This window comes from Sphingobium rhizovicinum, assembly GCF_042647625.1.
Lineage (GTDB): Bacteria > Pseudomonadota > Alphaproteobacteria > Sphingomonadales > Sphingomonadaceae > Sphingobium > Sphingobium rhizovicinum.
Map to the genome: position 1 here is coordinate 361,470 of NZ_JBHRVU010000004.1, position 26,476 is coordinate 387,945.

24 protein-coding genes are annotated in these 26,476 nt (G+C 63.6%); 14 read left to right on the plus strand and 10 right to left on the minus strand.

Annotation, left to right across the window (positions count from 1 at the left end):
• Positions 1 to 13 precede the first annotated feature (13 nt).
• From ACFOKF_RS03110 to ACFOKF_RS03125, 4 genes are all read left to right on the plus strand, one after another.
• Positions 14 to 1,522 carry a glycerol-3-phosphate dehydrogenase gene (locus ACFOKF_RS03110; protein ID WP_380793053.1) on the plus strand — a complete coding sequence of 503 codons (1,509 nt, stop codon included), beginning with the start codon at positions 14 to 16 and terminating at the stop codon, positions 1,520 to 1,522.
• Complete coding sequence (locus tag ACFOKF_RS03115; protein WP_380793056.1) at positions 1,519 to 2,991, plus strand: glycerol kinase; 1,473 nt, start codon at positions 1,519 to 1,521, stop codon at positions 2,989 to 2,991. Before ACFOKF_RS03110 ends, ACFOKF_RS03115 begins: the two co-directional genes overlap by 4 nt.
• A 93-nt stretch (positions 2,992 to 3,084) precedes the next feature.
• A complete protein-coding gene (locus ACFOKF_RS03120; RefSeq protein ID WP_380793059.1) occupies positions 3,085 to 4,863 on the plus strand; it encodes a sensor domain-containing diguanylate cyclase in 1,779 nt (592 codons plus the stop codon).
• A gap of 83 nt (positions 4,864 to 4,946) precedes the next feature.
• Complete coding sequence (locus ACFOKF_RS03125; RefSeq protein ID WP_298396167.1) at positions 4,947 to 5,324, plus strand: MerC domain-containing protein; 378 nt, start codon at positions 4,947 to 4,949, stop codon at positions 5,322 to 5,324.
• A gap of 41 nt (positions 5,325 to 5,365) precedes the next feature.
• Here ACFOKF_RS03125 and glpX read toward each other — a convergent pair whose 3' ends face one another.
• A complete protein-coding gene (gene glpX / locus ACFOKF_RS03130; RefSeq protein WP_380793063.1) occupies positions 5,366 to 6,349 on the minus strand; it encodes a class II fructose-bisphosphatase in 984 nt (327 codons plus the stop codon).
• 145 nt (positions 6,350 to 6,494) lie between these two features.
• On the opposite strand from glpX, the gene ACFOKF_RS03135 reads away from it, so the two are divergent.
• Positions 6,495 to 6,923: a hypothetical protein gene (locus ACFOKF_RS03135; protein ID WP_380793066.1), complete on the plus strand. Its 429-nt coding sequence runs from the start codon at positions 6,495 to 6,497 to the stop codon at positions 6,921 to 6,923.
• Positions 6,924 to 6,953: 30 nt separating this feature from the next.
• Here the strand turns inward: ACFOKF_RS03135 and ACFOKF_RS03140 are convergent, their stop codons facing one another.
• Together ACFOKF_RS03140 and ACFOKF_RS03145 are read right to left on the minus strand one after the other, a co-directional pair.
• Complete coding sequence (locus ACFOKF_RS03140) at positions 6,954 to 8,258, minus strand: homoserine dehydrogenase (RefSeq protein ID WP_380793069.1); 1,305 nt, start codon at positions 8,256 to 8,258, stop codon at positions 6,954 to 6,956.
• A 77-nt stretch (positions 8,259 to 8,335) separates the two neighbouring features.
• On the minus strand, positions 8,336 to 9,112 hold the full coding sequence (locus ACFOKF_RS03145) for a hypothetical protein (protein ID WP_380793072.1): 777 nt from the start codon (positions 9,110 to 9,112) through the stop codon (positions 8,336 to 8,338).
• A 349-nt stretch (positions 9,113 to 9,461) separates the two neighbouring features.
• On the opposite strand from ACFOKF_RS03145, the gene ACFOKF_RS03150 reads away from it, so the two are divergent.
• The 5 genes from ACFOKF_RS03150 (at position 9,462) to ACFOKF_RS03170 (ending at position 12,543) form a co-directional block, all read left to right on the plus strand.
• Positions 9,462 to 10,124 carry an energy transducer TonB gene (locus tag ACFOKF_RS03150; protein ID WP_380793074.1) on the plus strand — a complete coding sequence of 221 codons (663 nt, stop codon included), beginning with the start codon at positions 9,462 to 9,464 and terminating at the stop codon, positions 10,122 to 10,124.
• Between the two features lie 72 nt (positions 10,125 to 10,196).
• The gene (locus ACFOKF_RS03155; protein ID WP_380793077.1) at positions 10,197 to 10,946 is read left to right on the plus strand and encodes a MotA/TolQ/ExbB proton channel family protein; all 750 of its coding nucleotides are present in this window, start codon (positions 10,197 to 10,199) and stop codon (positions 10,944 to 10,946) included.
• A 126-nt stretch (positions 10,947 to 11,072) separates the two neighbouring features.
• Positions 11,073 to 11,561 carry an ExbD/TolR family protein gene (locus ACFOKF_RS03160; protein ID WP_093080008.1) on the plus strand — a complete coding sequence of 163 codons (489 nt, stop codon included), beginning with the start codon at positions 11,073 to 11,075 and terminating at the stop codon, positions 11,559 to 11,561.
• Between the two features lie 25 nt (positions 11,562 to 11,586).
• Positions 11,587 to 12,009: an ExbD/TolR family protein gene (locus ACFOKF_RS03165; RefSeq protein ID WP_007705977.1), complete on the plus strand. Its 423-nt coding sequence runs from the start codon at positions 11,587 to 11,589 to the stop codon at positions 12,007 to 12,009.
• Between the two features lie 204 nt (positions 12,010 to 12,213).
• The gene (locus ACFOKF_RS03170) at positions 12,214 to 12,543 is read left to right on the plus strand and encodes a PilZ domain-containing protein (protein WP_380793081.1); all 330 of its coding nucleotides are present in this window, start codon (positions 12,214 to 12,216) and stop codon (positions 12,541 to 12,543) included.
• Between the two features lie 52 nt (positions 12,544 to 12,595).
• Here the strand turns inward: ACFOKF_RS03170 and ACFOKF_RS03175 are convergent, their stop codons facing one another.
• The 4 genes from ACFOKF_RS03175 to ACFOKF_RS03190 form a co-directional block, all read right to left on the minus strand.
• Entirely contained in the window at positions 12,596 to 14,386 is a 1,791-nt protein-coding gene (locus ACFOKF_RS03175; RefSeq protein ID WP_380793083.1) for an ABC transporter transmembrane domain-containing protein, read from the minus strand.
• Between the two features lie 43 nt (positions 14,387 to 14,429).
• On the minus strand, positions 14,430 to 15,722 hold the full coding sequence (locus ACFOKF_RS03180; protein WP_380793085.1) for a class I SAM-dependent methyltransferase: 1,293 nt from the start codon (positions 15,720 to 15,722) through the stop codon (positions 14,430 to 14,432).
• 168 nt (positions 15,723 to 15,890) lie between these two features.
• Positions 15,891 to 16,295 carry a hypothetical protein gene (locus ACFOKF_RS03185; protein ID WP_380793086.1) on the minus strand — a complete coding sequence of 135 codons (405 nt, stop codon included), beginning with the start codon at positions 16,293 to 16,295 and terminating at the stop codon, positions 15,891 to 15,893.
• A 456-nt stretch (positions 16,296 to 16,751) separates the two neighbouring features.
• A complete protein-coding gene (locus tag ACFOKF_RS03190) occupies positions 16,752 to 17,363 on the minus strand; it encodes a TetR/AcrR family transcriptional regulator (RefSeq protein WP_380793088.1) in 612 nt (203 codons plus the stop codon).
• Between the two features lie 161 nt (positions 17,364 to 17,524).
• Here ACFOKF_RS03190 and ACFOKF_RS03195 point away from each other — a divergent pair, with 161 nt between their 5' ends.
• The gene (locus ACFOKF_RS03195) at positions 17,525 to 19,888 is read left to right on the plus strand and encodes a TonB-dependent receptor (RefSeq protein WP_380793090.1); all 2,364 of its coding nucleotides are present in this window, start codon (positions 17,525 to 17,527) and stop codon (positions 19,886 to 19,888) included.
• Between the two features lie 96 nt (positions 19,889 to 19,984).
• The gene (locus ACFOKF_RS03200) at positions 19,985 to 21,235 is read left to right on the plus strand and encodes a spinster family MFS transporter (RefSeq protein ID WP_380793092.1); all 1,251 of its coding nucleotides are present in this window, start codon (positions 19,985 to 19,987) and stop codon (positions 21,233 to 21,235) included.
• A gap of 314 nt (positions 21,236 to 21,549) precedes the next feature.
• Here the strand turns inward: ACFOKF_RS03200 and ACFOKF_RS03205 are convergent, their stop codons facing one another.
• Both ACFOKF_RS03205 and ACFOKF_RS03210 read right to left on the minus strand, forming a co-directional pair.
• Entirely contained in the window at positions 21,550 to 23,127 is a 1,578-nt protein-coding gene (locus tag ACFOKF_RS03205) for a peptide chain release factor 3 (protein ID WP_380793094.1), read from the minus strand.
• 456 nt (positions 23,128 to 23,583) lie between these two features.
• Positions 23,584 to 24,474 (minus strand): aldose 1-epimerase family protein, encoded by an 891-nt coding sequence (locus tag ACFOKF_RS03210; protein ID WP_380793096.1) that lies wholly within the window; start codon positions 24,472 to 24,474, stop codon positions 23,584 to 23,586.
• 127 nt (positions 24,475 to 24,601) lie between these two features.
• On the opposite strand from ACFOKF_RS03210, the gene ACFOKF_RS03215 reads away from it, so the two are divergent.
• Both ACFOKF_RS03215 and ACFOKF_RS03220 read left to right on the plus strand, forming a co-directional pair.
• Entirely contained in the window at positions 24,602 to 25,123 is a 522-nt protein-coding gene (locus ACFOKF_RS03215) for a hypothetical protein (RefSeq protein ID WP_380793098.1), read from the plus strand.
• A gap of 142 nt (positions 25,124 to 25,265) precedes the next feature.
• A complete protein-coding gene (locus tag ACFOKF_RS03220; protein ID WP_380797628.1) occupies positions 25,266 to 25,703 on the plus strand; it encodes a SufE family protein in 438 nt (145 codons plus the stop codon).
• A gap of 247 nt (positions 25,704 to 25,950) precedes the next feature.
• On the opposite strand, the gene ACFOKF_RS03225 is transcribed toward ACFOKF_RS03220, so the two are convergent.
• Complete coding sequence (locus ACFOKF_RS03225) at positions 25,951 to 26,355, minus strand: hypothetical protein (protein ID WP_380793100.1); 405 nt, start codon at positions 26,353 to 26,355, stop codon at positions 25,951 to 25,953.
• Positions 26,356 to 26,476: the final 121 nt, after the last annotated feature.

Below are 26,476 nucleotides of genomic sequence, written 5' to 3' on the forward strand. Positions count from 1 at the left end.
TATCTCTCCTCTTGTGAGTGAGGAGAGTGCAGCGCCGATCCGTGATCTGGCCGTCATCGGCGGTGGGATAAATGGCTGTGGCATCGCCCGCGACGCCGCCGGGCGTGGCGTCAGCGTGCTGCTGCTGGAGCAGGGCGATCTGGCGCAAGGTACATCGTCAGCCTCGACCAAGCTGATTCATGGCGGGCTGCGCTATCTGGAACATCGCGAATTTGCGCTGGTGCGCGAATCGCTGGCGGAACGGGAACGGCTCTGGGCGATCGCGCCGCACATCATTCATCCGATGCGCTTCGTCCTGCCCTGGACGCGCGGATTGCGGCCGCGCTGGATGCTGCGCCTGGGCCTGTTCCTTTACGATCATATGGGCGGTCGGCGCACCTTGCCGGCCACGCAGGCGATCGATCTGCGACGCCATTGTGCGGGCGCGCCGCTCCGGGCCGGCTTTGGTCCCGCTTATTGCTATTCGGATGCCTGGGTCGACGATGCCCGTCTCGTGATGCTCAATGCCCGTGACGCGGCAGACCGGGGGGCGAGCGTCCATGTGCGGACACGGGTGACGCAACTGACGCGTACCGGCGATCATTGGCGCATCGAAGCGCGGCAGCATGATGGGGCAGTGTCACTCTTTCGCGCCCGCGCCGTGGTCAACGCGGCGGGGCCTGCGGTGCTCGACCTGCTGGCGAGGGCGCACCGGCCGGGGGAAAGGGCCATGCGGCTGGTGCGGGGATCGCACATTGTCGTGCCGCGTCTGTTCGATCATGGCCTGGCCTATTTCTTCCAGTTGCCGGACGGCCGTATCTTCTTCGCCATCCCCTATGAGCGGGATTTCACCCTGATCGGCACAACCGATTGCGATCATGAAGGAGAGCTGGATCAGGTCGCCGCCAGCGCAGAGGAGATCGCCTATCTCTGTGATGGCGCGAATCGCTATTTCGCGCGTTCGATTACGCCTGCGGATGTTGTCTGGTCCTATGCCGGTGTGCGGCCGCTGGTCGATGATGGATCGGGCAAGCCGGAAGCGGCGACGCGTGGTTACAGGCTGGAACTGGATCGTGACGAGGGGCAGCCGCCCCTGCTCAACATCTTTGGCGGCAAGATCACCACCTATCGCCATCTCGCAGCCGAAGCGATCGGCCGGCTTCGGCCGTTCCTGCCCCGCATGGCCGGCGGCGACTGGACCGCGACTGCGCCGCTGTCGGGCGGGGATTTTCCCATGACCGGGCTGACGGCGTTGATGCGGCGGCTGGCGGCGGACTATCCCTTTCTGGACGCAGCCACGGTCGATCGCATCGCCCGCGCCTATGGCACGCAGGCATGGACCTGGCTTGGTTCAGCCCGTCACGCAGAGGCGCTGGGCGAGGATTTCGGCCATGGACTGACCGAAGCGGAAGTCCGTCACATGATCCGCCGCGAATGGGCGCAAACCAGCGCCGACATATTGTGGCGGCGCAGCAAGCTGGGATTGCGGTTGAACCGGGCGCAGGTAGCGCGCCTCGACACATGGCTGGAGGGAAATGGGTGAGCGAACGGCATCTGCTGGTTCTGGATGCGGGCACGACATCGACGCGGGCGATGCTCTATGCGCCTGATGGCGCGCGCGTGGCGACGGCGCAGGCGGACCTGACCCAATATTATCCCCGGCCCGGCTGGGTCGAACATGACGCCGCCGAAATTTGGGAACAGACGCTGGACTGCGCCCGCAAGATGGTGGCGCAGGCGGGCGGGGCCGACCGGATTGCCGCGATCGGCATCACCAACCAGCGTGAAACGGTCGTCGCCTGGAGCCGGCGGACCGGCGCGCCGCTTGCCCGTGCGATCGTCTGGCAGGACAGGCGCACCGCCGACCATTGCGATCGGTTGCAGGCGGCGGGGCACGAGGCGCAGATTCAGCAGCGTACCGGCCTGATCCTTGATCCCTATTTTTCCGCCGCCAAGATGCGCTGGCTGATCGATCATGCTCCGGAGGTGGCGGCGGCAGGACCGGATCTGGCGCTTGGCACGGTGGAAAGCTGGCTGATGTGGAAACTGACGGGCGGCCTGCATGTCAGCGACGCGAGCAACGCCAGCCGCACGCAGTTGATGAAGCTGGACGGCCAGGGATGGGATGCGGAATTATGCGCGCTGTTCGGCGTGCCGCAGGCGGCCTTACCGGAGATTGTGGACAATGCCGGCCTGTTCGGCACGACGGTCGCAGAATTGCTGGGGGGCAGGATTGCGCTATGCGGTCTGGCCGGGGATCAGCAGGCGGCGACGATCGGGCAGGGGTGTCTGGCTGCGGGCTCTGTCAAGGCGACATTGGGCACCGGCGCCTTCATTCTGGCGCCCACTGGCAATGCACTGCCGCGGTCGGCGCATCGGTTGCTGGGCACGGTGCTATGCCAGATGGGCGGGCAGCGCCATTATGCGCTGGAAGGGTCGGTCTTTGTCGCCGGCAGCCTGATCCAGTGGCTGCGCGACCGGCTGGGGCTGATCGCCACGGCGGCCGAAACGGATGTGATCGCCCGGTCGGTGCCGGATAATGGTGGCGTGTTTCTGCTGCCGGCCTTGTCAGGGCTTGGCGCGCCGCATTGGCGGCCGGAAGCGACAGGCCGCATCACCGGCCTGACCCATGGTTCGGGGCGGGCGCATATCGTGCGCGCCGCACTCGAATCGATCGCGCATCAGGTGCATGATCTCGCCATGGCGTTTGCCGCTGATGGCGCGCCATGGCGAGCGCTGCGAATCGATGGCGGGATGAGCGCCAATGACTGGATTGCGCAGGATATGGCGGATATGCTGGGTCTGCCGGTGGAGCGGCCTGCGGACGTAGAGACGACGGCGCGCGGCGCGGCGATGCTGGCGGGAGTCGGCGTAGGCTTGTTTCCCACGCTGGAGGCGGCGGCGACCATGATTCCAGGGCGCATGCGCTTTGATCCGACGATGATGCCGGCGATGCGGACGCAGCGTCTGAAAGGATGGCGGACGTTATTGGATGCTGCCGCCGTCACCTGATCGCTACGCCATCTGCTATTTTGCATGCGTGCGGCGTCAGCGACATGAAACGGCAATGTTTATTAAGGTTGAGCGGCTAACGACAGGCGCATCATGCCGCGGCCTGTCCTTCGAAATCCTTCTGCCCTAAGCCCGATCGTGACGGGCAGCGTCTATTTTGTGGCAGCGTCCGCTGCGCTCATAATTTCCCGGTTCGAAGGCGGTCTGGCCTTTTTGTGGGGGGCAAATGCCTTCCTGATGGCGGAATTGCTGACGTCGCGCACGGCGCACTGGCCGCGTGCCATCATCGCCTGCGGCATTGCCAGCGCAGCAGCGACCGCCATGTTCGGCATGGGGCCGATGGCGGCGATTCCGATGGCGGCGATCAACATCCTCGAATCGTTGATCGTGGCGATTCTCTGCCGCCGCTATGTGCCAGACCATCGCGTGATCGGGGCGATCCGGCCGCTGGTGGTCTTCATTCTGGCGCTGACCGGCGTAGCCGACATCGTGACCGGGATGCTGGCGGCTACCGTCGCGTCGCAATTGACGTCGGTGTCGTTCGGGGCGTCATGGTTGCAATGGTATACCGGCCATGCGCTGGGCGGCCTGACCTGTGCGCCGATCCTGATCATGCTGTTGCAGGGAGAACTTGGACGCTGGATGCGCGAAACCGCCACACCGGCGAAGGTGGAAGCCGCGGTGCTGCTGATTTTGTTCACGCTCTGCACAGTGCATATCTTCTATTGGGCGCGTTATCCCATGTTGTTTGCGCCGCTGTTGCCGCTTGTGCTGATCGCCTTTCGTGTCGGACAGATGGGGGCCGCTGCATCCATCGTCCTGCTGGCGGCGATTGGCGGAACCGCGACCATGTCCGGGGTCGGGCCTTTGACCATCATCCCTGCGAGCACCGGCGATCGGGTGCAATTCTTCCAATTCTACCTCGCCCTCAGTTTCCTGCTGTGCATGCCGGTCGCGGCCGAACTGCATGCGCGGCGTCGGCTGTTTCGCCTGTTGTCGGAAAGCGAAGTGCGGTTCCGCACCATCGCCGAACATAGTGGGGACGTGGTGCTCAACATCGGTGTCGATGGCGTGATAGAATATGCGTCGCCCTCCGCGCATGAACAGATTGGCTGTGCTCCTGAACTGTTGCTGGGCCAGTCGGCCGCCAATCTGGTCGATCCGCAGGATCGGGCCATCGTGATCGCAGCGCACCGCGCTGCGCTGGCCCAACCGGGTAGCGTCCATCAGGTCGAATTTCGTCCGCTGGTGACGGCCGGAGATTTCGATTGGTACGAAATGGTGCTCCGCGCGGTGATCGATGAACATGGCGATGCCAATGGGGTGGTCAGCACCATTCGCGACATATCGCGGCACAAGGCGCGCCAGCGGGCGTTGCAGCAGGTGGCCTCGCGCGATGCGCTGACTGGGGCCGACAGCCGCCGTGCCTTTCTGGAAAAGCTGGATGAGGAAATCGCACGGGCGCAGACGGGCGCGCGATCAAGCCTGCTGCTGATCGACATCGATCATTTCAAGTCGGTCAATGACAGCTATGGCCATGGCGCGGGCGATCGGGTGCTGAGCGCCTTTGTGGAACGGCTGCGGCCCGGCCTTCGGGCCGTGGACAGCATTGGCCGGCTGGGCGGCGAGGAGTTTGCCATATTGCTGGTGGACAGCGATGTAGACAGGTCGAGCCTGGTGTGTGAGCGACTGCGCACTGCGCTGGCCGATCCGGTGATGATGGTCGGGGATCAGCCGATTCGCGTGACCTTCAGCGCGGGTCTGGTCGAACTGGATGGTCAGTCGGATCGGTCGGCGATGCTGGAGGCGGCAGACAAGGCGCTCTATCGCGCCAAGCGCAGCGGCCGCAATTGCATGCGGCTGGCGGCCTGACCCGCCGGACAAGGGGATTTAACCCATAAAAGTTGTGATGTTATGTTGTAACTTATGCTGGTCTGTCCTATGTAGCGGCGACCATGAAGCTGACCCTGCGCAATGCCCTGATGACTGGCCGGATCGATCGCATCGCGATCGCCCTGTCGGGTCTGTGCGTGGCGCATTGTTTTGCGACGGCGGTGATTCTGGGCTTGTTGGCCTCTGCCGGCGGCATTTTCGAAAGCCCCATCTTTCATGAAGCCGGCCTTGTGCTGGCGATCCTGCTGGGCGCGGTGGCGCTGGGGCATGGCGCGATCGTCCATGGCTATATGATGCCGTCGGCGATCGGGGCGCTGGGGCTTGGCGTGATGGCGGGAGCGCTGACCATGGATCATGGGATGCAGGAGGGCATCTACACCTTCATTGGCGTTGCCATATTGGCGCTGGGCCACGACCTTAATCACCGAGCGGGTCGTTAAAGCCAGTCGCACAAGGGAGCCAAATGGCTCCCTTTCTTATATCAAAACCCTTTATGATCGAGCCGGTGCTCGCCCTTCACCCAGCGCACGGTGCCGGTGCTCGCGCGCATCACGACGCTTTGGGTCGTCAGCCTGCTGCCGGGCAGGCGCTTCACCCCGTCCAGCAGCGATCCGTCGGTCACGCCGGTCGCGGCAAAGATGCAGTCGCCCTTCGCCAGTTCCTTCAGGTCGTAAATCTTGTCGAGATCCGTGATGCCCCATTTGCGCGCCCGCACCCGTTCATCCTCGTTGCGGAACAGCAGTTTACCCTTGAACTGACCACCCACGCAGCGCAACGCGGCACAGGCCAGCACGCCCTCGGGTGCGCCGCCCGACCCCATATAGATGTCGATCGTGGTTTCCGGGTCGCTGGTGGCGATCACGCCGGCCACGTCGCCATCGGGAATCAGCATGATGCCGCAACCGATCGCGCGCAATTCGCCGATCAGCCTTTCATGACGCGGTCGGTCCAGCACGCAGACGATCAGTTCGTGCGGATCGACGCCCTTGGCTTTGGCTACGGCTTCGACATTCTCCCGGACCGAGCGGTTGAGGTCGATCGTCCCTTCCGGGTAACCGGGGCCGATCGCGAGTTTCTCCATATAGACGTCGGGGGCGTTCAGCAGGCCGCCTTCTTCGGAAATGGCGAGCACCGCCAGAGCATTCGGCCCGGCCTTCGCGGTGATGGTGGTGCCTTCCAGCGGATCGAGCGCGATGTCGATCTTTGGCCCGGTGCCGATCGCATTGCCTACCTTTTCACCGATATAGAGCATGGGCGCTTCGTCCCGCTCGCCTTCGCCGATGACGACGGTGCCATCCATGTAAAGATCGTTGAAGGCCAGGCGCATCGCTTCCACGGCGGCGGCGTCGGCTGCTTTCTCGTCGCCCCGGCCGATCAGTTTCGATGCGGCGATCGCCGCCGCTTCGGTAACGCGGACCATTTCGAGCACCAGCACGCGGTCGAGAGTCGAGCTTGCCTGAACCATGATTTCCTCTGCCCTTTTCTTATGGCTCCAGCAGATAGGAGGTCGCCCGGTTCTTGTCGAGCAAGGACGGCGCGACGTCGCTTCCTTTCCCATTCGCCCGCCCGCCGACATGATGCGGCCATGATTGGCTGATCTTTTATGTCCTATGAAGCGCGCGCTGTTCCTGCTGCTCTGCATGCCGATGATGACGCCGGCATTTGCGCAGGATGCAGATGATCCGCTGATGGCGGCCTATAGGGACAAGACGCGCGTGATCCGCCCCTGCGACCGTAGCGGTGACGCCATCGTCGTGTGCGGCACACGGGCAGAGCGTAATGCGCGCGAACGCCTACCCCTACCGCGCGAGGCGGAGGGCGTTGCCCGGGGAGAAGCGCCGCGCGCCTCGGCCGCTGCGCCGCGTCAGGGCAGTTGCGGCGTCGTGGGCGGGCAGGCGGCGGGATGCGTTGGCGGCTGGAACGGCGCAAAGATGATCGACGGTCTTGTGAAGGGCATCACCGCAATCGTCGATCCCGATGCCGATTTGGCGCCGCCGCCCCCGCTGCCCGATCGTTTCAGAGGCAGCGGGGTGCATTGAATCTTCCAATCTTGCTTTTTTGAGACTGGATCAATCCAGTATGTGCATCACCATCGGCGTGTCGAGAAGGCTGTCGGAGCCGGCGAGGCGGTCCAGCGTGTCGGCAATGCAGCGTTCTTCGCCGGCATGGGTGACGATGGCGACCAGCACGCCATCGGCCTGATTCGCGCCGCGCTGGATCATGCTTTCGATCGATACGCCGGCATCGCGGGTGGCCGCGGCAATCTCCGCCAGCACGCCGGGGCGATCCTGCACCTTGAAACGTAGGTAGGTGCGGCCGATGCGGGCGCCGGCATCCGCCTTATGCTGCGGCGTCAGGGCGGCGACCGGCATGGCGAAGGCGTCGCCATATTCATCGCGGGCCACGTCGATTAGGTCGGCGACGACAGCCGATGCGGTCGGGCCATCGCCAGCGCCCCGTCCCTGGAAGAAGAGGCGGCCGACGAAATTGCCTTCCGCCACGACGGCGTTAAGCGATCCGTCGACATGGGCGAGGGGATGATCGAGCGGCACCAGCATCGGGTGAACGCGCTGGAACAGCCCTTCCGGTCCGTTCTGCGCCATGCCTACCAGCCGGATGCGATAGCCCAGCGCAGCGGCTTCGGCGATGTCGGCGGCGATGACGTGGCGGATGCCGGTGGTGGCGACCGCGTCGAAATCCAGTTCGGTGCCAAAGGCCAGGCTGGCCAGGATGGTCAGCTTGTGCGCGGCATCGACCCCATCGATGTCGAAGCTGGGATCGGCTTCGGCATAGCCCAGTTCCTGCGCTTCCTTCAGCACCTCGTCAAAGCCCCGGCCTTCCTTCTCCATGGTGGTCAGGATGTAATTGCAGGTGCCGTTCAGGATGCCGTAGACGCGGCTGATTTCATTGGCGGCGGCGCCTTCGCGCATGCCCTTGATCACCGGGATGCCGCCCGCGACGGCCGCTTCATATTTCAGGGCGATGCCGCCCGTTTCCGCCAGCCGGGCCAGATCCAGGCCATGATGGGCCAGCATCGCTTTGTTGGCGGTGACGAAAGGCTTGCCAGCCATCAGGCACTGGCGGGCGAGGGTGAGGGCCGGGCCGTCAGACCCGCCGATCAGTTCCACCACCACATCGACATCGTCGCGGGTGGCAAGGCTGTTCATGTCGTCGACCCATTCATAAGGCGACAGGTCGACGCCGCGATCCTTATTCTTGTCGCGTGCGGAAATGGCGACGATCTGGATCGGGCAGCCGGCTCGCCGCGCAATCAGGTCGCCATTGGCCTCCAGCAGCCGAATGACCCCGCCGCCCACCGTGCCGAGGCCGACGAGCGCGACGCGCAGCGGGGCATGGCGGTGCAGATTGGTCATGGCGGCTTTTCCCTTCCGACTTTTCAAGAGCGGCGCTGATAGCCGCCTCCGCGTCCCTGTCCAAAGGAAAAGGCGCGTCAGCCCGATTTGCGGGTGCGGCCGCAAGGGCCAAGGGCATCGATCACCAATTGATAGTCGGCGCGGGCCGCTTCGGCATCTTGCACCGCAAGGCTGCGCACCGACCGAGGGGGCAGGGTGGCCGGCAGGCTACAGGCGAGGCGATACCAGAGCAGGCTGCCCGGTTCAGGCGGGCGCGCGGCTTCATCGACGATCTCGCCCAACGCCACGGCCCAGTGCGGCGCCTGTCCCGGCCGACGCAGGATGGACAGCGATACCGGATCGCCATTTTCGGTGCGCAGGAAAATCTGCGTTTCGCCTTCGCCTGCAATGGTTCCCGCGACATGGAAGGCGTCGCCGACATCCAGGATTCGCGGCGGCGCGTCCGGGGCGACGAGGGCGGACAGGATGAATTTGACCCGGTCAACCTCCGCCGGGGTGGAAGGGATCTGCGAATCGGGCGCGATCAGCTGAATCTCGCCCGGCCGGCCGCCGGCGCGGGCGAACAGGATCATCTGGGCCTTTTTGAGCTTGGGCACTTTGCCGCGGGCGTCCAGCGGCGCATCATATAGATAGGTTACAAGGGGGCTGATTCCCGATTCACCGCGAATCAGGCCCGTCACATCCGCCTCTATGAACAGCCTTTTATGGTCTGCCGGCACCGTTCCAGCCTGCTCGGGCTTCAAAATGATGATGTTGCGAATCCGCACATTGGCCACCAGCGGGGCCTTGTCCGCCAGGTCCACAATGTCCGCATAGGACAGTCCTGATTGCGCTGCGGATGGTTGCGTTACCATCGCCCCGTCACGGGCAAAGGCCGGGAAAACCGCAGGATATGAGGCGGAAATGAGGCACGGCAATCCATATTTCAAGAGGCGGTTGGCGGATTTCATCGTTAACTTCGTCCTATGGTTTTAGCCCGTGGCAAGGATGTCACAGGCAAGTCATTCCGATATGAAATGGTAGTCGCAAATGATCATGTCGATAAAGCGTTTGCGTGCCACGATCCGCCGCGATAGGAGTTCGCTCGGTAGCAAATATACGGTTAGGGGCCAAAGGTGATCGGGATAGCCCGGTTGGCTGGGGTCGTTTTTGGCTGATTTGTATAAACCACTGGTAAGATGAGTTAAGGAGTGTCGTTGCCGAATGGCCTATGCTGACCACTCGCAAGGATCGAGTCGGACTGTCTCGATCGTCATCGTCGCCCTGATTCACGCTGTTCTTGGCTATGCCTTCGTCACCGGCCTTGGCATGAAATATGTCAAAAAGGCGGCAGAGCAGCTGAATGTTGTCGACGTGAAGGAGGAACCGCCGCCACCGGACGAGGAGCCGCCGCCGCCGCCGCCAGATCAGCCGATCGAGCCGCCGCCGGTTGTTGCGCCTCCGCCGATCGTCCAGACCCCGGCGCCTGCGCCGCCGATCCAGACGGTTCGGACGCCGCCGCCGGTGTTCAATCCGGTCCCGGTTGCGGCTCCGCCGCCGCCGCCGCCGGCTCCGCCGCCGCCGCCCCAGGCCGCAACGCGCGCTACGCCGCGTGGCGCACCGGGCAGCTGGCTCAGCGATGCCGACTATCCGAGCCGCGCACAGCGCGAAGAGCGTTCGGGTACGGCTGGTTTCCGTCTGGAAATCGGCGCGGATGGACGTGTCACCAACTGCACCATCACTCAGTCGACCGGCCATGCCGACCTCGACGAGGCGACCTGCCGCCTGCTGCCGCGCCGTGCGCGGTTCAAGCCGGCAAAGGGTTCGGATGGTCAGGATATGCCTGACACGTACAATGGCCGCATCACCTGGCGTCTGCCGGAATAATCCTACTCGGGTAGGCGAGCGCCCGGCGCCGCCTGTCCCACGCTTGATCTCATTGAGAGGGAAGTCTTGAACATGTTGATGTATCTCGCAGCTGCGGCTCCCAAGCCGGAAAACCCCTACGGCCTGCAGGAAGCCCTGCAGCAGGGCGGTCTGATCGCCCAGACCGTGTTCGCCATCATGTGCATCATGTCGGTTGGCACCTTCTATGTTCTGTTCACCAAGCTGATCGAACAGCAGAAGGTCATCAACCAGGGCAAGAAGGTTCGTGCGACCTTCTGGCGTTCGGCCAGCCTGAAGGAAGGCGCCGCCAAGCTCGAAAAGAACTCGGCCTACAAGCAGATCGTCGACGACGGCATCAAGGCGCAGGAAGAGCATGGCAAGCTGAAGGATCCGGTCGAAGCGCATGACTGGCTGCACGGCTCGCTGGCCCGTTCGGAAGCCGCCATCAACTCGTCGCTGGGCGGCGGTCTGGCCTTCCTCGCGACCGTCGGTTCGACCTCGCCGTTCATCGGTCTGTTCGGTACGGTTATCGGTATCTACCGCGCTCTGATCAAGATCGGCGCTGCCGGTCAGGCCTCGATCGACGCCGTTGCCGGCCCGGTCGGTGAAGCTCTGATCATGACCGCTCTGGGTCTGGCCGTCGCCGTTCCCGCGGTGCTCGCCTACAACTTCCTGCAGCGCCGTAACAAGACGATCGCCGAACAGCTGAACGGCTTCACCGTCGATCTGCTGGCCTATCTGGTTTCGGACGGCGCCGTGAAGCCTTCCGTTGCTGCCGCTCCGGCCGCACCTGCTGCCAAGCCGGCTGCTGCCAAGGCCTGATCGGTCTCAAGACGCCGGTGGAAGGAACCGGGTGGCGGCTGCGACCGTCCGGTTCCCCACCGACCATGGCTCCCGCAATGCTCCCATTGACGGGACGCCATCGAAACCAAGGTTAGGATAGTATCAATGGCAATGAGTGTTGGCTCTGGCGGCGGTGAAGAAAAGCCGTTGTCCGACATCAACACGACGCCGCTCGTCGACGTCATGTTGGTGCTGCTCATCATCTTTCTCATCGCGGTCCCGGTCGTCGTCCAGACGGTCGATCTGCAACTTCCCAAGGTGGCGTTCGAGCCGACCACGACGAAGCCCGAAAATGTGTCCCTCTCGGTCACGACGGGTTCCGACGGTGCCTGTGCGGTTTTCTGGGGCATGGCCCCGGTGAATTCGAGCGAACTGCTCGATCGTGCGGTCGCGAAGCTCGAAGCGGACATCAAGAAGGCTGGTGGCGTTGAGAATCTGAAGCCGGAGGATCTGCCTGAAGTGCATATCCGCGGCGACATCAACACCCCCTATCGGTGCATCGGCGGCACCATCTACACGATGCAGCGCGCCGGCTTCCCGAAGGTGGGCTTCATCTCCGAACCGGAACCCGGTTCGAATCCGACCCGTCTCTGACCGGTCGCTTTAAGGAGAATTCGCCATGGCAATGAGCATGGGTTCCGATGATGGCGAACCGATGATGGAAATGAACACGACGCCGTTGATCGACGTCATGCTCGTTTTGCTCATCATGTTCATCATCACCATTCCGATCCAGACCCACGCGGTCAAGATCGACCTGCCGCAGAACGCGCCGCCTACGGACAGCGTGATCGATCCGGTCAAGAACAAGGTCGCGATCGACGCCGGTGGCGTGATCACCTGGAACGGTGCGCCGATCGACCTGCTGACCCTGCGTCAGTATCTGCAGCAGTCGCTGCGTCTGCCCGTCGAGCCGGAACTGCAGTTCCAGCCCAATGCGCAGACCCGCTATGTCGTCGTTGACGAAGTGCTGGCGGAGATCAAGCGTGCGGGCGTGACGAAGCTGGGCTTCGTCGGCAACGAACAATATGGCAATTTCTGATCGCTGAACCGGCCTCGACCTTTCCGGTGCAAGACTTCCCGGTTTGTCGGGATGGTTGCCGGGCTGGCTGGTGATGGAAGTGCCAAGACTGATAGGGGTCGCCTTCGGGCGGCCCTTTTTTATGGCATGTCAAAAGCGGCTTTTTCGGAAAAGAGGCGGGTACTTAACCATTTGCTTACGTCGCTGACGGATGATCGTGGCACCATGGGCGCTGAACGACAGACAGACTATGATCGCAAAGGGCGCACGGCCGAGCGGCGCCATGTGCAGATCGCCGTCAAGGTGCGGCGTCCGGGCGAAACATGGTTCAGCAGCCGTATCACCGACGTATCGGTCAGCGGCTTCCGCCTGCAAAGCTTCATGAAGCTGACCATCGGCAATGACATCTGGATCATGCTGCCCGGCTTCGAAGGGCGTCGCGCGCGCGTCACCTGGACCCACGCGCATGAATCGGGGTGCGCCTTCGAACGCCCCCTGCATCCTGCAATATTGGACCATATCGTTCGATTGAGCGTTCAGGCTGCCCAGCGCTGATACGTCGATAAGGCAATGAGGCTGCCGGTGAAGGCCGCCGTCCCGGCATAACTCAGGCGGCAGGCACGTCCTGGAACTGGAGGCTGGCGAGACGCGCATAGAGGCCGCCTTGCGCCACAAGTGCAGCATGATCGCCCTGTTCGACGATCCGCCCCTCATCCATCACGATGATCCGGTCGGCGGCGCGCACGGTGGCCAGGCGATGAGCGATGACGATCGTCGTACGCCCCTGCATCAGCGTCGCCAGCGCATCCTGCACCAGTCGTTCCGATTCGGCATCGAGCGCCGATGTGGCTTCGTCCAGCAACAGGATCGGCGCATCCCGCAGCAGGGCCCGGGCGATCGACAGGCGCTGGCGCTGACCGCCGGACAGGCGCGCACCGCCTTCGCCCAGGAAGCTGTCCAGACCCTGCGGCAAAGCGCGCAGGAACGCTTCGGCATTGGCGGTGCGGGCCGCTTGCCAGATCTGCTCATCGCTGGCGTCCCACCGGCCATAGCGCAGATTGTCGCGGGCCGATGCGGCAAAGATCACGCTGTCCTGCGGCACCATGGCGATCATCGCGCGCAGGGCGGCGGGATCCGCATCGGGCAAGGCGACGCCGTTAATGCTGATGCGGCCGGCGTCAGGATCATAGAAACGCAGCGCCAGTTGGATCAGCGTCGATTTGCCAGCGCCCGAAGGGCCGACCACGGCGACCGTTTCCCCCGGCGCAGCGTCGATCGATACGCCGTGCAGGGCGGCCTGATCGGGGCGGGTGGGATAATGGAAATGCACGTCTTCAAAGCGCAGGCGCGCGCCTCTGTTCGTCGCTGGGATTGGTTGCGGTTGGGCCGGAGCCTGAATATCCGGCACGGCGGTCATCAATTCTTCCAGCCGGCTGGCTGCGCCCGCGCCCCGCAACAAATCGCCCCAGCTTTCTGACAAGGAGCCGAAGGCGCCGGCCACCAGACCGCCGGTCAGCACGAAAGCCGCGATGCTGCCGCCCGACAGTCGCCCGGCCGCGACGTCGAGCGCGCCCTGCCACATGACGGCGGTGATCGATCCGAACACCAGCCCGATGACCACTGCGGTCATGATCGCCCGCAGCCCAATCCGCTTGCGTGCGGTCGCGAAGCCGGCCTCCACGGTGGCGTCGAAGCGGGCGGCTTCGCGCGTCTGTTGCCCGAAAGCCTGAACGATCTTCATAGCGCCCAGCACTTCGCTCGTCACACTGCCGACATCGGCCAGTCGGTCCTGACTGGCGCGGGACAGGCCCCGCACCCGGCGGCCAAGGCCAATCAGCACCAGCAGGATCAGCGGGATCCCCAGCAGCAACAGCGCCGCCAGCTTGGGCGCGAGCACGAAAAGATAGATGAGGCCGCCGATCCCGGTAACGAGATTGCGCAATGCGACCGACACGGTCGATCCGACCACCTGTTCGACGATGGCGGTGTCGGCGGTCATACGCGACGCGATTTCGGAAGGGCGGTTTTCCTCAAAGAAGCGGGGCGCCTGCCGCAGCAGATTGGCCTGGGTCGCGCTGCGAATGTCGGCGACCACGCGCTCGCCCAGCCAGGACACGAAATAGAAGCGCAACGCCGAAGCGATCGCCAGCACGAGGACGATCAGCAGCAGATATTCGAACCAGCGGCTTATGTCCCCGCCGCCCATGAACCCCCGGTCGATCACCAGCCGGAAGCCGCTGGGGATGCCCAGCGTCGCGGCGGACGAGACGATCAGCGCCAGCAATGCGCCGGCGATGCGGCCGGGATAGCGGCGCGCGGCGCGCCAGAGCATCGACAGGCTGCCAAGGGCGGGCCGCCTGGATGCAGGCGACGGCGAAGCGGGGGCGATATCCTCCATGGCCGGCGCTTAGCAGCCCGCCAACGCCGCCTCAATGGGACATTCAGCCCGCCGGCGCGATGCTGCCCGCCAGTTCCATGATGCGACGCGGCCCCGCCTGTCCGGTCAGGGCATAGGCCATGTCGCCCGCCTCCCAATAGGCGCTGACGTCGCCGGCCCGTTCGGCCAGCAGTGGTTTTCCTTCCGCCGGGGTTTCGGCACGATCGGCGAAGAAGGACAGATGCTCGCCCCGCCCGGTTTCCAGCGTCATGGCGATCGCCGGGCTGTCTGGCGTAGGGAAAAGTTGAACGTCGGTGACGCGCCAGTCGGCGGGCATGCGGGGCAGGACGATGCCGGTCGCGCGCTCGATTTCCTGCGGGTTGAGCGTGGCGCTTTCCACCTGAGAGGCCATGGCCTGCCGCAACAGACCGGCCCGGCGGGACGCGGCGGCTTCATCCAGAAAGCTGCTGGCCTGTGCAGCCTGTGGAAATTCGCCCAGTTCGCCGCGCGCGATCCAGCCGGTGGCGATCAGCGCGGCGATGGCGGCGGCGCGGCCCATATGGCGAAGCGTGCGGCCGGCTTCATTGTCGTTGGCGACCGGCAGGCTGGTGTCGCGGCGGCGGCCGACCAGCGTGCCCTTGGTGCCATCCTTCATCAGGCGAAAATCGATATGCGGCCAGCGCTGGCGCCAGCGGCGGGCGACCAGCCGTTCACCCGGACGGGCGGCGTCGTCCAGCAACACTACGCCGTTGGGAGAAAGGCGCGCGAACAGGCTGTCGGCCGCGCCGCGCACCAGCGGATGCACGCTCCAGGGCGGACCGTCGATGATGATGAGGTCGATCTGATCGGGCAGCCGATCGATCGCATACCAGCGGCCGGGCCAATCGGCGCTTTCATGGGTCAGCGGGGCGTGGCGGATGTCGACGTCGAGGGCATGGTCGGCGAGCCATAAGCGGGTCGCGTCGACAAAACCGCCATGCTGGTCGAAACTGTGCAGCCGCCCGCCGCCATGGAGCTGCAATGCGCGCGCCGCAATCAGAGAGGATGCGCCCGCGCCCAGCTCCACGACATGGGCAGGGCGCAGTCGGGCGATTTCCCGCACGATATGGCGCAGAAAGCCAACATCCGCCTTCCAACTGCCCAGATGGGGCAAAGCGTCATGCGCCAGCCCCAGTTCGTCCAGCAGCGCGCGCTTGTCCGCCGGTCGTCCGCCCGACAGGCTGGCCAGCAGCCAGGGCCAGCCGATCGCGCCGAAACCGATGCGCCAGGCCATGTCCGACAGGCGGCGGGGCAGATCATCCGGCTGCGCCCGTGTCTCGCTCAGGGGAAGAAGCCCGGTCAGTTCGCGCGATGTCACAGGAAAACAAGCTCCTTCATGAGAAAGGCGGCCTTATGCCGGGCGGGCTGTGACAGGCATATGACGGCCCGGTCGATCGTCACCCAACTGACGGTGGGAACGTCGATGGTCCGTATAATGTCCATGGCCATCGCTCGCGCCTGATCACGCAAGGTCAGGCAACGCCGCTCAATAACCCAGCGTCAGGCCGACCGCATAATATTTGGGGCCGACATTGGCCTTGGCGCGCAGCTTGGGGATGATCGGCATGGCCAGCGTGGCATAGGGGCGGGTATTGTCGCCGCTAAAGCGCACGCCCGCGCCGATCGTGGCGGACAGCGGGATATGATAGGCGGCCTCGACCCGGCCATAGAGTTTCGTGTCGCCATCGCGCAGATAGACGCCCGCCCCCGGAGTCAGGCTGAAACCCGCCATGTCGAGGGCATAGCCGGCGCCGATTTCCGTGCCCCAATGGCCATCCGCCCGGCCGTAATTGACTTCCCCGCCAAGACCCTCGGCATAAGCGGTGACGGGAACGATCGCGGACAGGGCGGCGATCGCAAGGGCGGAGAGGGGGAGGCGCGACTTTATCATGATAAAGCCGGCTAGGCCCGGCGCCCGGTGGCGACAAGGGTCGCAGGGATAAGGTGAGTCGCTGATGCGGCAGGGCGCGGCCAGCGCCCGGCTCCTTAAGGCGGCGCGGACAAATTCTGATCGCGCTGCACTGGCGATAAAGCGACAAAAGCACTGCAAAATGCGTGCGGATTTGTCGCCTTATGTCGCTTTTGTCGTGCTGAAGCGAAGCCGTTTGCAACGCGTTTTGTTGCTGACAATTGAAAGGAGCCAATCGCAGCGTCGTGGAAATCCATCCTGTAGGACAGACAGGCATCACTCCCGCGCAGGCATTGGCAGGCAGGCAGAGAAGGCGGATGAATTTGCCGACGCCGCATAGAGCGTGACGCGATTAGATTGAACCGTACTACGTTCTAAGAGTCTTTTGTTTTCCGCATTTTGCGAGCCGTCATCTGTTCCAGATGACTTCAAAATGCTCTAGGACTGCCGGCCGATCCCCTTTTCGACCAGTGCATTGGCGATGGCGGCAATGTCCTCGGCCGGGCGGCTGTCATCCCACACGCCATAGCGCAACCCCAGAAACACGTTCATGCCCATGATCGCCCAGGCATGCACTTCCTCCACATCCGGGCGCACATCGCCTTTCTCGGCTGCCTTGGTCAGGCGCGCGGCCATGCGGCTGGCGGTATTTTCATAATGGGCGCGATAGGCGGCCTGATCGACGAACTCCGCCTCGTCGATGATGCGGTAGATTTCCTTGTGGGTGCGCGCAAATTCCAGAAAGCTCAGCAGGCCGACCCGTTCGGCGTCGATGCCGTCGCGCGCCTGTGCGATGCGGGGGGACACATAGTCGCGCACCTGGCCCGACATGTCGTTCACCAGCGCGCGGAAAATATCGTCCTTGCTGTCGAAATAGGTGTAGAAACTGCCCAGCGCGCAGCCCGCCCGGCGGGTGATGCCGCTGATCGATCCTTCGTGAAATCCCTTTTCGCCAAATTCTTGCCCCGCCGCCGACAGCAGGGCGCGGCGGGTGCGTGCGCCCCGTGCGGTGCGCGGAGTCTTGTCCTCCCGTGCGGCCTCTTCGCTCATCAATCCTCTCAAAATCCTGTTGTCTTTTTGCCGCAGCGCCATGCTCTCGTCTCCCGCCTCTTATTTCAAGTTGAAAGTTGGTTCAACTTTCATTATCGAATCAGGCAACGCAGGTGATCCGGCAAACCGGGCATCGCTATTTTCAGGAGAGGACTGACCCGATGAAGGCTCATCAGACCATTCGCGCCCTTGCCCTCGCGTCCGCCGCATGGGGCGGCTTGGCGACGCTGCCCGCATGGGCGCAGGACAGCGCGCCGCAGGCATCCGCCGCCGATGAAGACAGCGCGGCGATCGTCGTCACCGCCCGCCGGCGTGAGGAAACGCTGGTCAGCGTGCCGATCGCGGTCAGCGCCTTTTCCGGTGAGGCGCTGGAGCGCGGCGGGGCAATCGACATTAGCGACCTTGCCAACGTCACTCCCAACACCACGCTGGAGGCCTCGCGCGGCACCAATTCGACGCTGACCGCCTTCATCCGCGGCGTGGGGCAGCAGGATCCGGTGTCGGGCTTCGAACAGGGTGTGGGCATCTATCTCGACGATGTGTATCTCAACCGGCCGCAGGGCGCGCTGCTCGACATTTATGATGTGGAGCGGATCGAAGTGCTGCGCGGGCCGCAGGGCACGCTCTATGGCCGCAACACGATCGGCGGCGCGGTCAAATATGTGACGCGGATGCTGCCGCAGGATTTCTCGCTCAAGCTTAAGGGTACGTTTGGTACTTATGATCAGGCCGACGGCATCATCAGCGCCTCCGCCCCGATCGGCGATCTGGTGCGTGTGGGCGGCGCGGTGGCGCGGCTGTCGCGCGGTGGCTTTGGCAAGAATCTGACCACCGGCGAGGATAATTATAACAAGGACATATGGGCCGGGCGCGCCACCGTCGAAATGGGCGGTTATGGCGAGCCGGTGCTGATGCGCCTGACCGGCGATTATACCAAGGATAATAGCAATGCGCGCGGCGGCCATCGCCTGATGCCTGGGCAATTGTCCGGCACGCCGATGCTGAAGGATGTGTTCGATACGCAGGGCGGGCTGACCGACCCGAAGCAATATGTGAAATCCTATGGCCTGTCGCTGAACATCACGGCCGAACTGAGCGACGCGGTGACGCTGCGGTCGATCAGCGCCTGGCGCAAGGATGACAGCGCGTCGCCGATCGATTTCGATGCGCTGCCTGCGGTCGATGTCGATGTGCCGGCCTATTATTTCAACGAGCAATTGAGCCAGGAATTCCAGCTGCTCTACGATCAGGGCCGCTTTCACGGCATGGTCGGCCTCTATTATCTGGACGCAAAGGCCGACACCCAGTTCGATGTGCGGCTGTTCACCACCGTCCCGGGCCTGACCGCCTTCACCCAGGCGAATGTCGATACCGAAACCTATGCGATCTTCAGCGATTTCACCTATGATCTGACCGATCAGCTGAGCCTGTCGGCGGGCGGCCGCTATACCTGGGATGAGCGGCGGGCGGAGATAGTGCGGCAAAATTATCTGGGCGGCGGATCGCCGGTGTTCGACGGCGCGGGCATCCCCTTCGGCGCGCCCAGCACCAATTTCCGCGGATCGTCCAAGTTCAAGAAATTCACGCCGCGCTTCTCTGTCAGCTACAAGCCGACGCCGGATCACAATATCTACGCCAGCTATTCGAAAGGCTTCAAGGGCGGCGGCTTTGATCCGCGCGGGGTGGGCACCAATGCGCCGGACCTGAATGGCGACGGCATCCGGCAGGATAGCGAAGTCGCCTCCTTCCTCAGCTTCCGCCCCGAACAGGTCGACAGCTATGAGGTCGGCTATAAGGGCAATTTGATGGACGGCGCGCTCTATGTCGCGATCGCCGGCTTCTATGCCGATTACAAGGATGTGCAGATTCCCGGCTCCGTCGCCTGCACCGTCAGCGTCGGCGGGGTGGCGACGCCATCCTTCTGCGGCGTCGTGTCGAACGCGGGCAAGGCGCGGTTCAAGGGGCTGGAATTTGAAAGCAATGCACGGCTGGGCCGCGACATATTGTCGGGCGGCGACCGGCTGAACCTGCAAACCGCGATCGGCTATATCGACGCGGAATATCGCGAATATATCACCAATGTCGGCGGCGTGCCGACCGATGTGGCGGCCTATCGCCGGGTGCAGAACACGCCCAAATGGACTGCCAGCGGCACGCTCAGCTACACGGTGCCGGTGGGCGATGGCAGCCTCTATGCCGGCAGCACCCTGTCCTGGCGGTCCAAGACCTATCAGTTCGAAATCCCCAACCCCTATATCGACCAGAAAGGCTATGCCCTGTGGGACGCCAGCCTGGTCTACACCGCGCCCAATGATCGCTGGACGATCGGCGTGCATGGCAAGAATCTGCTCGACAAGGAATATAAGACGTCGGGCTATACCTTCGTCGCGGCCAATGCGACGACCGGGGCGATCATCAACAATGCGGCCGGCTATCCCACGCCCTCGCTGGGCCGGGAAGGCACGCTGACCGCTTTCTACGGCAATCCCCGGCAGGTGTTTGTGACGGGTTCGGTGAAATTTTGATTTGTTCACCTTCATCCGTTCGGTTCGAGCTTGTCGAGAACCCGCGCACAAAGGTTCTCGACAAGTTCAAACTGAACGGAGATGGGTGAAAGCCTTATGACGGATCGAACCTCTTCCCCCGCCTATCGCGGCGTCGTGCTGGCGATGCTGCTGCTGGTCTATACGTTCAACTTCCTCGACCGGCAGATCCTTGGCATCCTGGCCGGGCCGATCAAGGCGGAGCTGGGGCTGACCGACACGCAACTGGGCGCGCTGGGCGGCATCGCCTTTGCGCTGCTCTATTCGACGCTGGCGATTCCGCTGGCGCTGCTGGCCGATCGCACCAGCCGCACCTGGGTCATCACCGTCAGCCTCGCCATCTGGAGCGGCTTTACCGCGCTGTGCGGCATGGCGGGCAGTTTCATGCAGATGTTCCTGTTCCGCATCGGCGTGGGCGTGGGGGAGGCCGGCGGCGTCGCGCCCTCCTATGCGGTCATTTCCGATTATTTTCCGGCGCATCAGCGGGCGCGGGCGCTGTCCATCTATTCGCTCGGCATTCCGCTGGGATCAGCGGGTGGCGTGCTGCTGGGCGGCTATATCGCACAGACGGTGGAATGGCGCACCGCCTTCATCGCCGTCGGCCTGCTGGGCATCCTGATCGCGCCGATCTTCCGCCTGGTGGTGCGCGAACCCGCGCGGCCGGTGCAGGCGGGCGATGCCGTGCCGGTCAGCGCTGTGTTCGGCATCCTGGCGGCCAAGCGCAGTTTCTGGATGCTGGCGCTGGGCGCGGCGTGCAGTTCGATGTGCGGCTATGGCGTGGCCTTCTGGTTGCCCAGCCTGTTGATGCGCAGCTTTGGCCTGGACCTGCTGGGCGCGGGCCAGTTTCTGGGCGGACTGCTGCTGATCGGCGGGGTGGCCGGGGTGCTGCTGGGCGGATTTCTGGGCGATGCCATGGGCGGCCGGGACAAGGCTTGGTTCGCCTGGGTGCCGGCGATCAGCTATGTCATTGGCATGCCGCTGTTCGTGGTCGGCGTGCTGTCGAGCAGCGTGACCTTTGCCTTTGCTTTGTTCCTGATCCCGCAGGCGCTGGTCTATGTCTGGCTGGGTCCGGTGCTGACCGCCGTGCAGCATCTGGTGCCGCCGCAGATGCGGGCCAGCGCTTCGGCGACCTTCCTGCTGATCAACAATCTGGTGGGGCTGGGCCTTGGCAGCTGGAGCGTCGGCGCATTGTCCGATGCGCTGACCCCGACCTATGGGGTGGAAGCGCTGCGCTATGCGATCGTCGCGGCGCTGGGCTTCTACCTGCTTGCCGGGCTGTTCATGGCGCTGGCGGGGAGGGCGCTGCGCAAGGATTGGGTTGCGGCGTGAGAGCTGTTTGGAAATGCGCCTCTGGCGCATCCGCACCGGCCCACACCCCCACCCGACCGCCCAGACATGGTATCCTGATGGGCGGTCGGGTGGGGGTGTGGGCCGGTGCCGTAACGAAAATGCGCTCTTCCGCGCATTTTCCAAATAGTCCCTGAGACAAGAGACAGCGAAAGCGACAGTTTGAGCGCTATCCGATTTAGTCGTGAATGGGCGGACGCAATCCGCCCATTCGTGATTTTAAATCACTAATTAGTTTTTTGATTTCCGCATTTTGCGAGCCGTCATCTGTTCCAGATGACTTCAAAATGCTCTGATTACCGTTCCTTGGTCGCGCTGAACTTCACCTTGGGGTGGCGTTCCTGCTGATAGCCGATGTCCCAGGCGCTGCGCGCCATGAAGACGAGATTGCCGTCGCGGTCCTTGGCCATGTTCGCGCCATTGTACGACACCAGTTCCTTGACCGCTGCGTCATCGCCGCTGATCCAGCGCGCGGTGTCGAAGGGGGAGGGTTCCAGCCCCGCCGCGACCTTATATTCCGCCTCCAGCCGCGAAATCAGCACTTCGAGCTGAAGCTGGCCGACGACGCCGACGATCCAGTTGCTGCCGATTTCGGGATAGAAGACCTGGATGACGCCTTCTTCGGACAGGTCGTCCAGCGCCTTGCGCAGCTGCTTGGTCTTGGTCGGGTCTTTCAGCTGCACGCGGCGCAATATTTCCGGCGCGAAATTGGGCAGGCCGGTGAAGCGCAGGCCGGGCTTTTCGCTGAGCGTATCGCCCACGCGCAGCGCGCCATGGTTGGGAATGCCAATGATGTCGCCGGGGAAAGCCTCATCCGCCAATTCGCGGTCCTGCGCGAAGAAGAGGATCGGCGAATGGACGGCGAGCGCCTTGCCGCTGCCTGAGGGCGTCAGCTTCATGCCGCGGCGGAACTTGCCCGAAACGAGGCGCATGAAGGCGATGCGGTCCCGGTGCATCGGGTCCATATTGGCCTGCACCTTGAAGATGAAGCCGGTGACTTCGCTCTGCTCCGGTTCGACGGCGGCCGGTTCGGCCGGCTGCGCGCGCGGCGCGGGGGCATGGGCGGACAAAGCGTCGATCAGTTCGGTAACGCCGAACAATTTCAGCGCCGACCCGAAATAGACCGGCGTCAGGTCGCCGGCGCGATAGCGGTCATGGTCGAATGCGCCATAGCCGCCCTGCGCCAGCTCCGCTTCCTCGCGCAGCTTGTCGAGCGCGCGGTCGGACAGATGGTCGGCCAGCTTCGGATCGTCGAGGCCCGTAAACTGGTGGCGGGTGCCGTCAAATTCGCGGCTGGGTCCGGTCGGCTGCATCAGCCGGTTGGTGGCGAAGTCGTAAATGCCCTCAAATTCGCCGCCCATGCCGGCGGGCCAGCTCATCGGGCAGACGTCGAGTTGCAGCTGGTCGGCGACTTCATCGAGCAGGCCGAAGGTTTCGCGCCCTTCCCGATCGACCTTGTTGACGAAGGTGATGATCGGCAGGTTGCGCAGGCGGCACACTTCGAACAGCTTGCGCGTCTGCGGTTCGATGCCCTTGGCCGCGTCGATCACCATCACGGCCGAATCGACGGCGGTCAGCGTGCGATAGGTGTCTTCGCTGAAATCTTCGTGGCCCGGCGTGTCGAGCAGGTTGAAGGTGATGGTTTCTCCATCGCGCGTCCGCTCAAACGTCATGACCGAGGAGGTGACGCTAATGCCGCGCTGCTGTTCGATCTTCATCCAGTCGGACCGGGCGCGCCGGTTCGCGCCGCGCGCCTTGACCTCGCCCGCCAGATGGATGGCGCCGCCTTCCAGCAGCAGCTTTTCCGTCAGCGTGGTCTTACCGGCGTCCGGGTGGGAAATGATCGCGAAGGTGCGGCGGGATGGGATCGTCATGGCGTGCCCATATACTGAATCTTTGACGAGTTCCCAGCCCGATCTATTTTTGCTTGCCCGGAAGGACGAGGCAGCGCCTTACAGCGTTGATTTCCTGAGCCCGCAAAGGTCGGGCGTCGCGCGTGAAAATATCGATGCGTTGCAGATCACTCTCATCGACTAAATCGACTCTGAGATGCCGTGCTGTGTTGTCTCTGCGCCAAGTTTGGCCCCCCTGGTCCACGGAACGCCAGTCTCGTCCCGTGAAAGGCAGTTGGCTCGCCAAACATCTGGCCACCGCTGGTCGATCAAATGACCCGTCAACTTGATACACCAAAGCTGCGCGTCGATTTTCCTCCCGCTTTGAAAAGTGATTCACCCAAAAGAGGAAGGCAATGAGGGAGACTATCAAGACGGACCAAATGCCGATTACAATCGGCGGTGGCGACTGCCTTACCAATTCCCGAAACGGCAGAGTCATGGCGAAACCAGCGTCACGTCCATGCGGAAGCTGCGGCTGTCCCCCGGCAGCAGCGCCATGATGCCCTGTTTGGCCCAGACATCGCCGTCAAAACCGACCAGATCGGCCATGCCGGCCCAGGGTTCGACGCAGAGATAATGGGCGCCCGGTTTCTGCCACAGGCCCAGCCAGGGCGTATCGGGGAAATCAATCTTCAGATGCGGATGGCCCGGCGCCCCCCAGGTCAGCGACCGGCTGCCCAGATCGTCCCAGATCAGCGCGTCGCCTTCGAACATGACATGGGTCGGGACCAGCGTGTCGCCCTCCACCGGGGAAGGGACGGACTCGCGCGCGATCAGCCCCGGTTCGTCGCCCACCTTGCGGATGGCTGCGGGTTCGGGCTGATCGAAGAGGATGCGATGATCCTCCGCCGCGCCGCCATAGGGCAGCGGCCAGGCGAAGGCGGGGTGATAGCCGAAGGAAAAGGGCATGGGCGCTTCGCCCCGGTTGGCGACGGTGGCGGTCATGCGCAGCGTCGCGCCGTCCAGCACGAAGCCCATGTCGAGCCGGAAGTCGAAGGGATAGGCGGCGCGTGTTTCCTCATCGGCCTCCAGCCGCAGGAGCAGGCTGTCGCCGCTCTGCGCCACGACGGCAAAGGGCTTGCGCCGGGCAAAGCCATGCTGGGGCATCGGATAGTCCTGTCCGTCGAGCCGATAGATGTCGCCGCGCGATCGGCCGACGAAGGGGAAGAGCAGGGGGGCATGGCCGGTCCACCAGCGCGGATCGGCGTCGGTCATCAATTCGCGGCCCTGCGCGTCGGTCAACGACCAGAGCTCCGCGCCCAGCGGGTCGATGCTGGCGGACAAGGTGGGCGAAGCGATGGTGAAACGGGCGTCGGACTGGGACAAGATGATCGGCCTTCCTGCGGGACAGGGATAATCGCATAGCGCGGGCGCATGAAGCTGTCGCCTGCGCTGATCGTTTCGCACGGGAACCGACCGCCCTGTCGCTGGTTTGATCGGGCGGAGGAACCACATGAAATCACATGCGATCGCGATGGCCCTGACTTTGGCCCTGGCCCTGCCGGGCGTTGCCCTGGCGCAAAAGGCGCAGGACAAGCCGAAAGAGGAGGAAGCCGCAAAAAAAGACGGCACATTCGACAAGGCCGGCAAGATCGCGACCCAGCCGGCCCGCGACGTCGGGCTGGACAAGGATGAGATTCCCGCCGTTCTGGTGAAGGCGGTGGAAAATCCCTATGCCGCGCCCCCTTCGCGCAGCTGCAAGGGGCTGAAGGCGTCGCTGTCCGAACTCAACGCCGTGCTGGGTGACGACTTCACGGTGGGCGCGAAGGCGAACGAAAATCGCACCGGCAAGATTGCCGAGGCGGTCGGCAAGACGGTGGTCAATTCGCTGATCCCCTTCCGCGGGCTGGTGCGCGAAATCAGCGGCGCGGCCCCGGCCGAACGGCGTTTGCAGGCGGCAGTGACGGCCGGCATCGCCCGGCGCGGCTATCTGCGCGGCATTGCGTCGGCCAAGGGATGCAAGGTGGCGAGTTGAAGAATTACTTCCGTTCGCTTCGAGCGTATCGAGAAGCGTCTAGCGCAGCGCTCCTGTTTCTCGACTTCGCTCGAAACGAACGGAGGGCTCGAAACGAACGGAGGATGTGAAAGCGGCTTCCGCCCGCGCCATTTGCCCCTATATGGCGGGCATGACCGACTTGCCCGCTCCCATGCCCGCTCTGGCCGATCTTCAGGACGAATATGAATTTCTGGATGCGGATGATCGCTATCGGCTGCTGATCGATCTGGGGCGCGGGCTGGAGGAGATGCCCGATCCGCTCAAGACCGACGCGACTCTGGTGCGTGGCTGTTCGGCGGCGGTGTGGGTCTATCCCACGGTGCTGGAGGATGGCCGGCTGCATTTTCTGGCGGACAGCAATGCGGCGATTACCAAGGGGATCATCGCGCTGGTGCTGCTGACCGTGCAGGATCGCAGCCCGGCGGAGATTGGCGCGGCGGACATTGAGGGCGCGCTGGCGCCCTTCGACCTTAAAAACCAGCTCAGTTCCAATCGCACGCAGGGCATCCCCAACATGATCGCCCTGATCCGCGAAACGGCGGGGCGGTATCAGGGGTAGGGCGATCGGACCGGCGGGTGCCGGCTTTCGGGCGCTATCCGTCACCCCGGACCCTTCGGCAGGCTCAGGACAGGCTTGATCCGGGGCCCCGCTTACCGTTTGGCGTTTGCAGGAAAAAGCGGGATGCCGGGTCAGGCCCGGCATGACGAAGGGGAGATGGCGGGTTACGACCACTTGTTGCCATCTGGACGACAAGGATCACTGCCCAATTGCAGGCATGAATAAGAGCATTGATCACTCTTCATGCTCATAAAGCATTATCGATTACTGTTCCTTCGATAACGTCCTTTGCGGTTCGGGTAAGGCGGCAGTGGCCAGCAAGCACTGATGCGCCGTCGCGGCTCCGATTTAATTTCGACTCGACGTTCTGATACTCGCCAACCGAAATTCCGCATCGTCCGGCGATTTCTTCATCAATCGTAGGATTATTCAAGCATGCACTGAGCAGAAATATGGGGCCGACGCTAAGGATCGCGAAATTCTTCATCGCGCGACGATGCATCACAGAGCAGGTCGGATCAATGTCGGCTTTGGCGTTGAGAAAACCAAAACCTGCCAGTCCCCAAACTACCCTTGGCGGGCGTGGTGCGATAGAAATATGCGCCGCCCAAGGCTGCCTAGCCGAAATCGACCAGAAGTGGACACCCAACATCCGTTCGGGCTGAGCTTGTCGAAGCCCTGCTCTTTTCCTTTAAACCCTGCGTTTTGAAGAAGAAGTGCAGCCCTTCGACAAGCTCAGGGCGAACGGAGAGTGGGAAAGTAGCCCGTCCCCT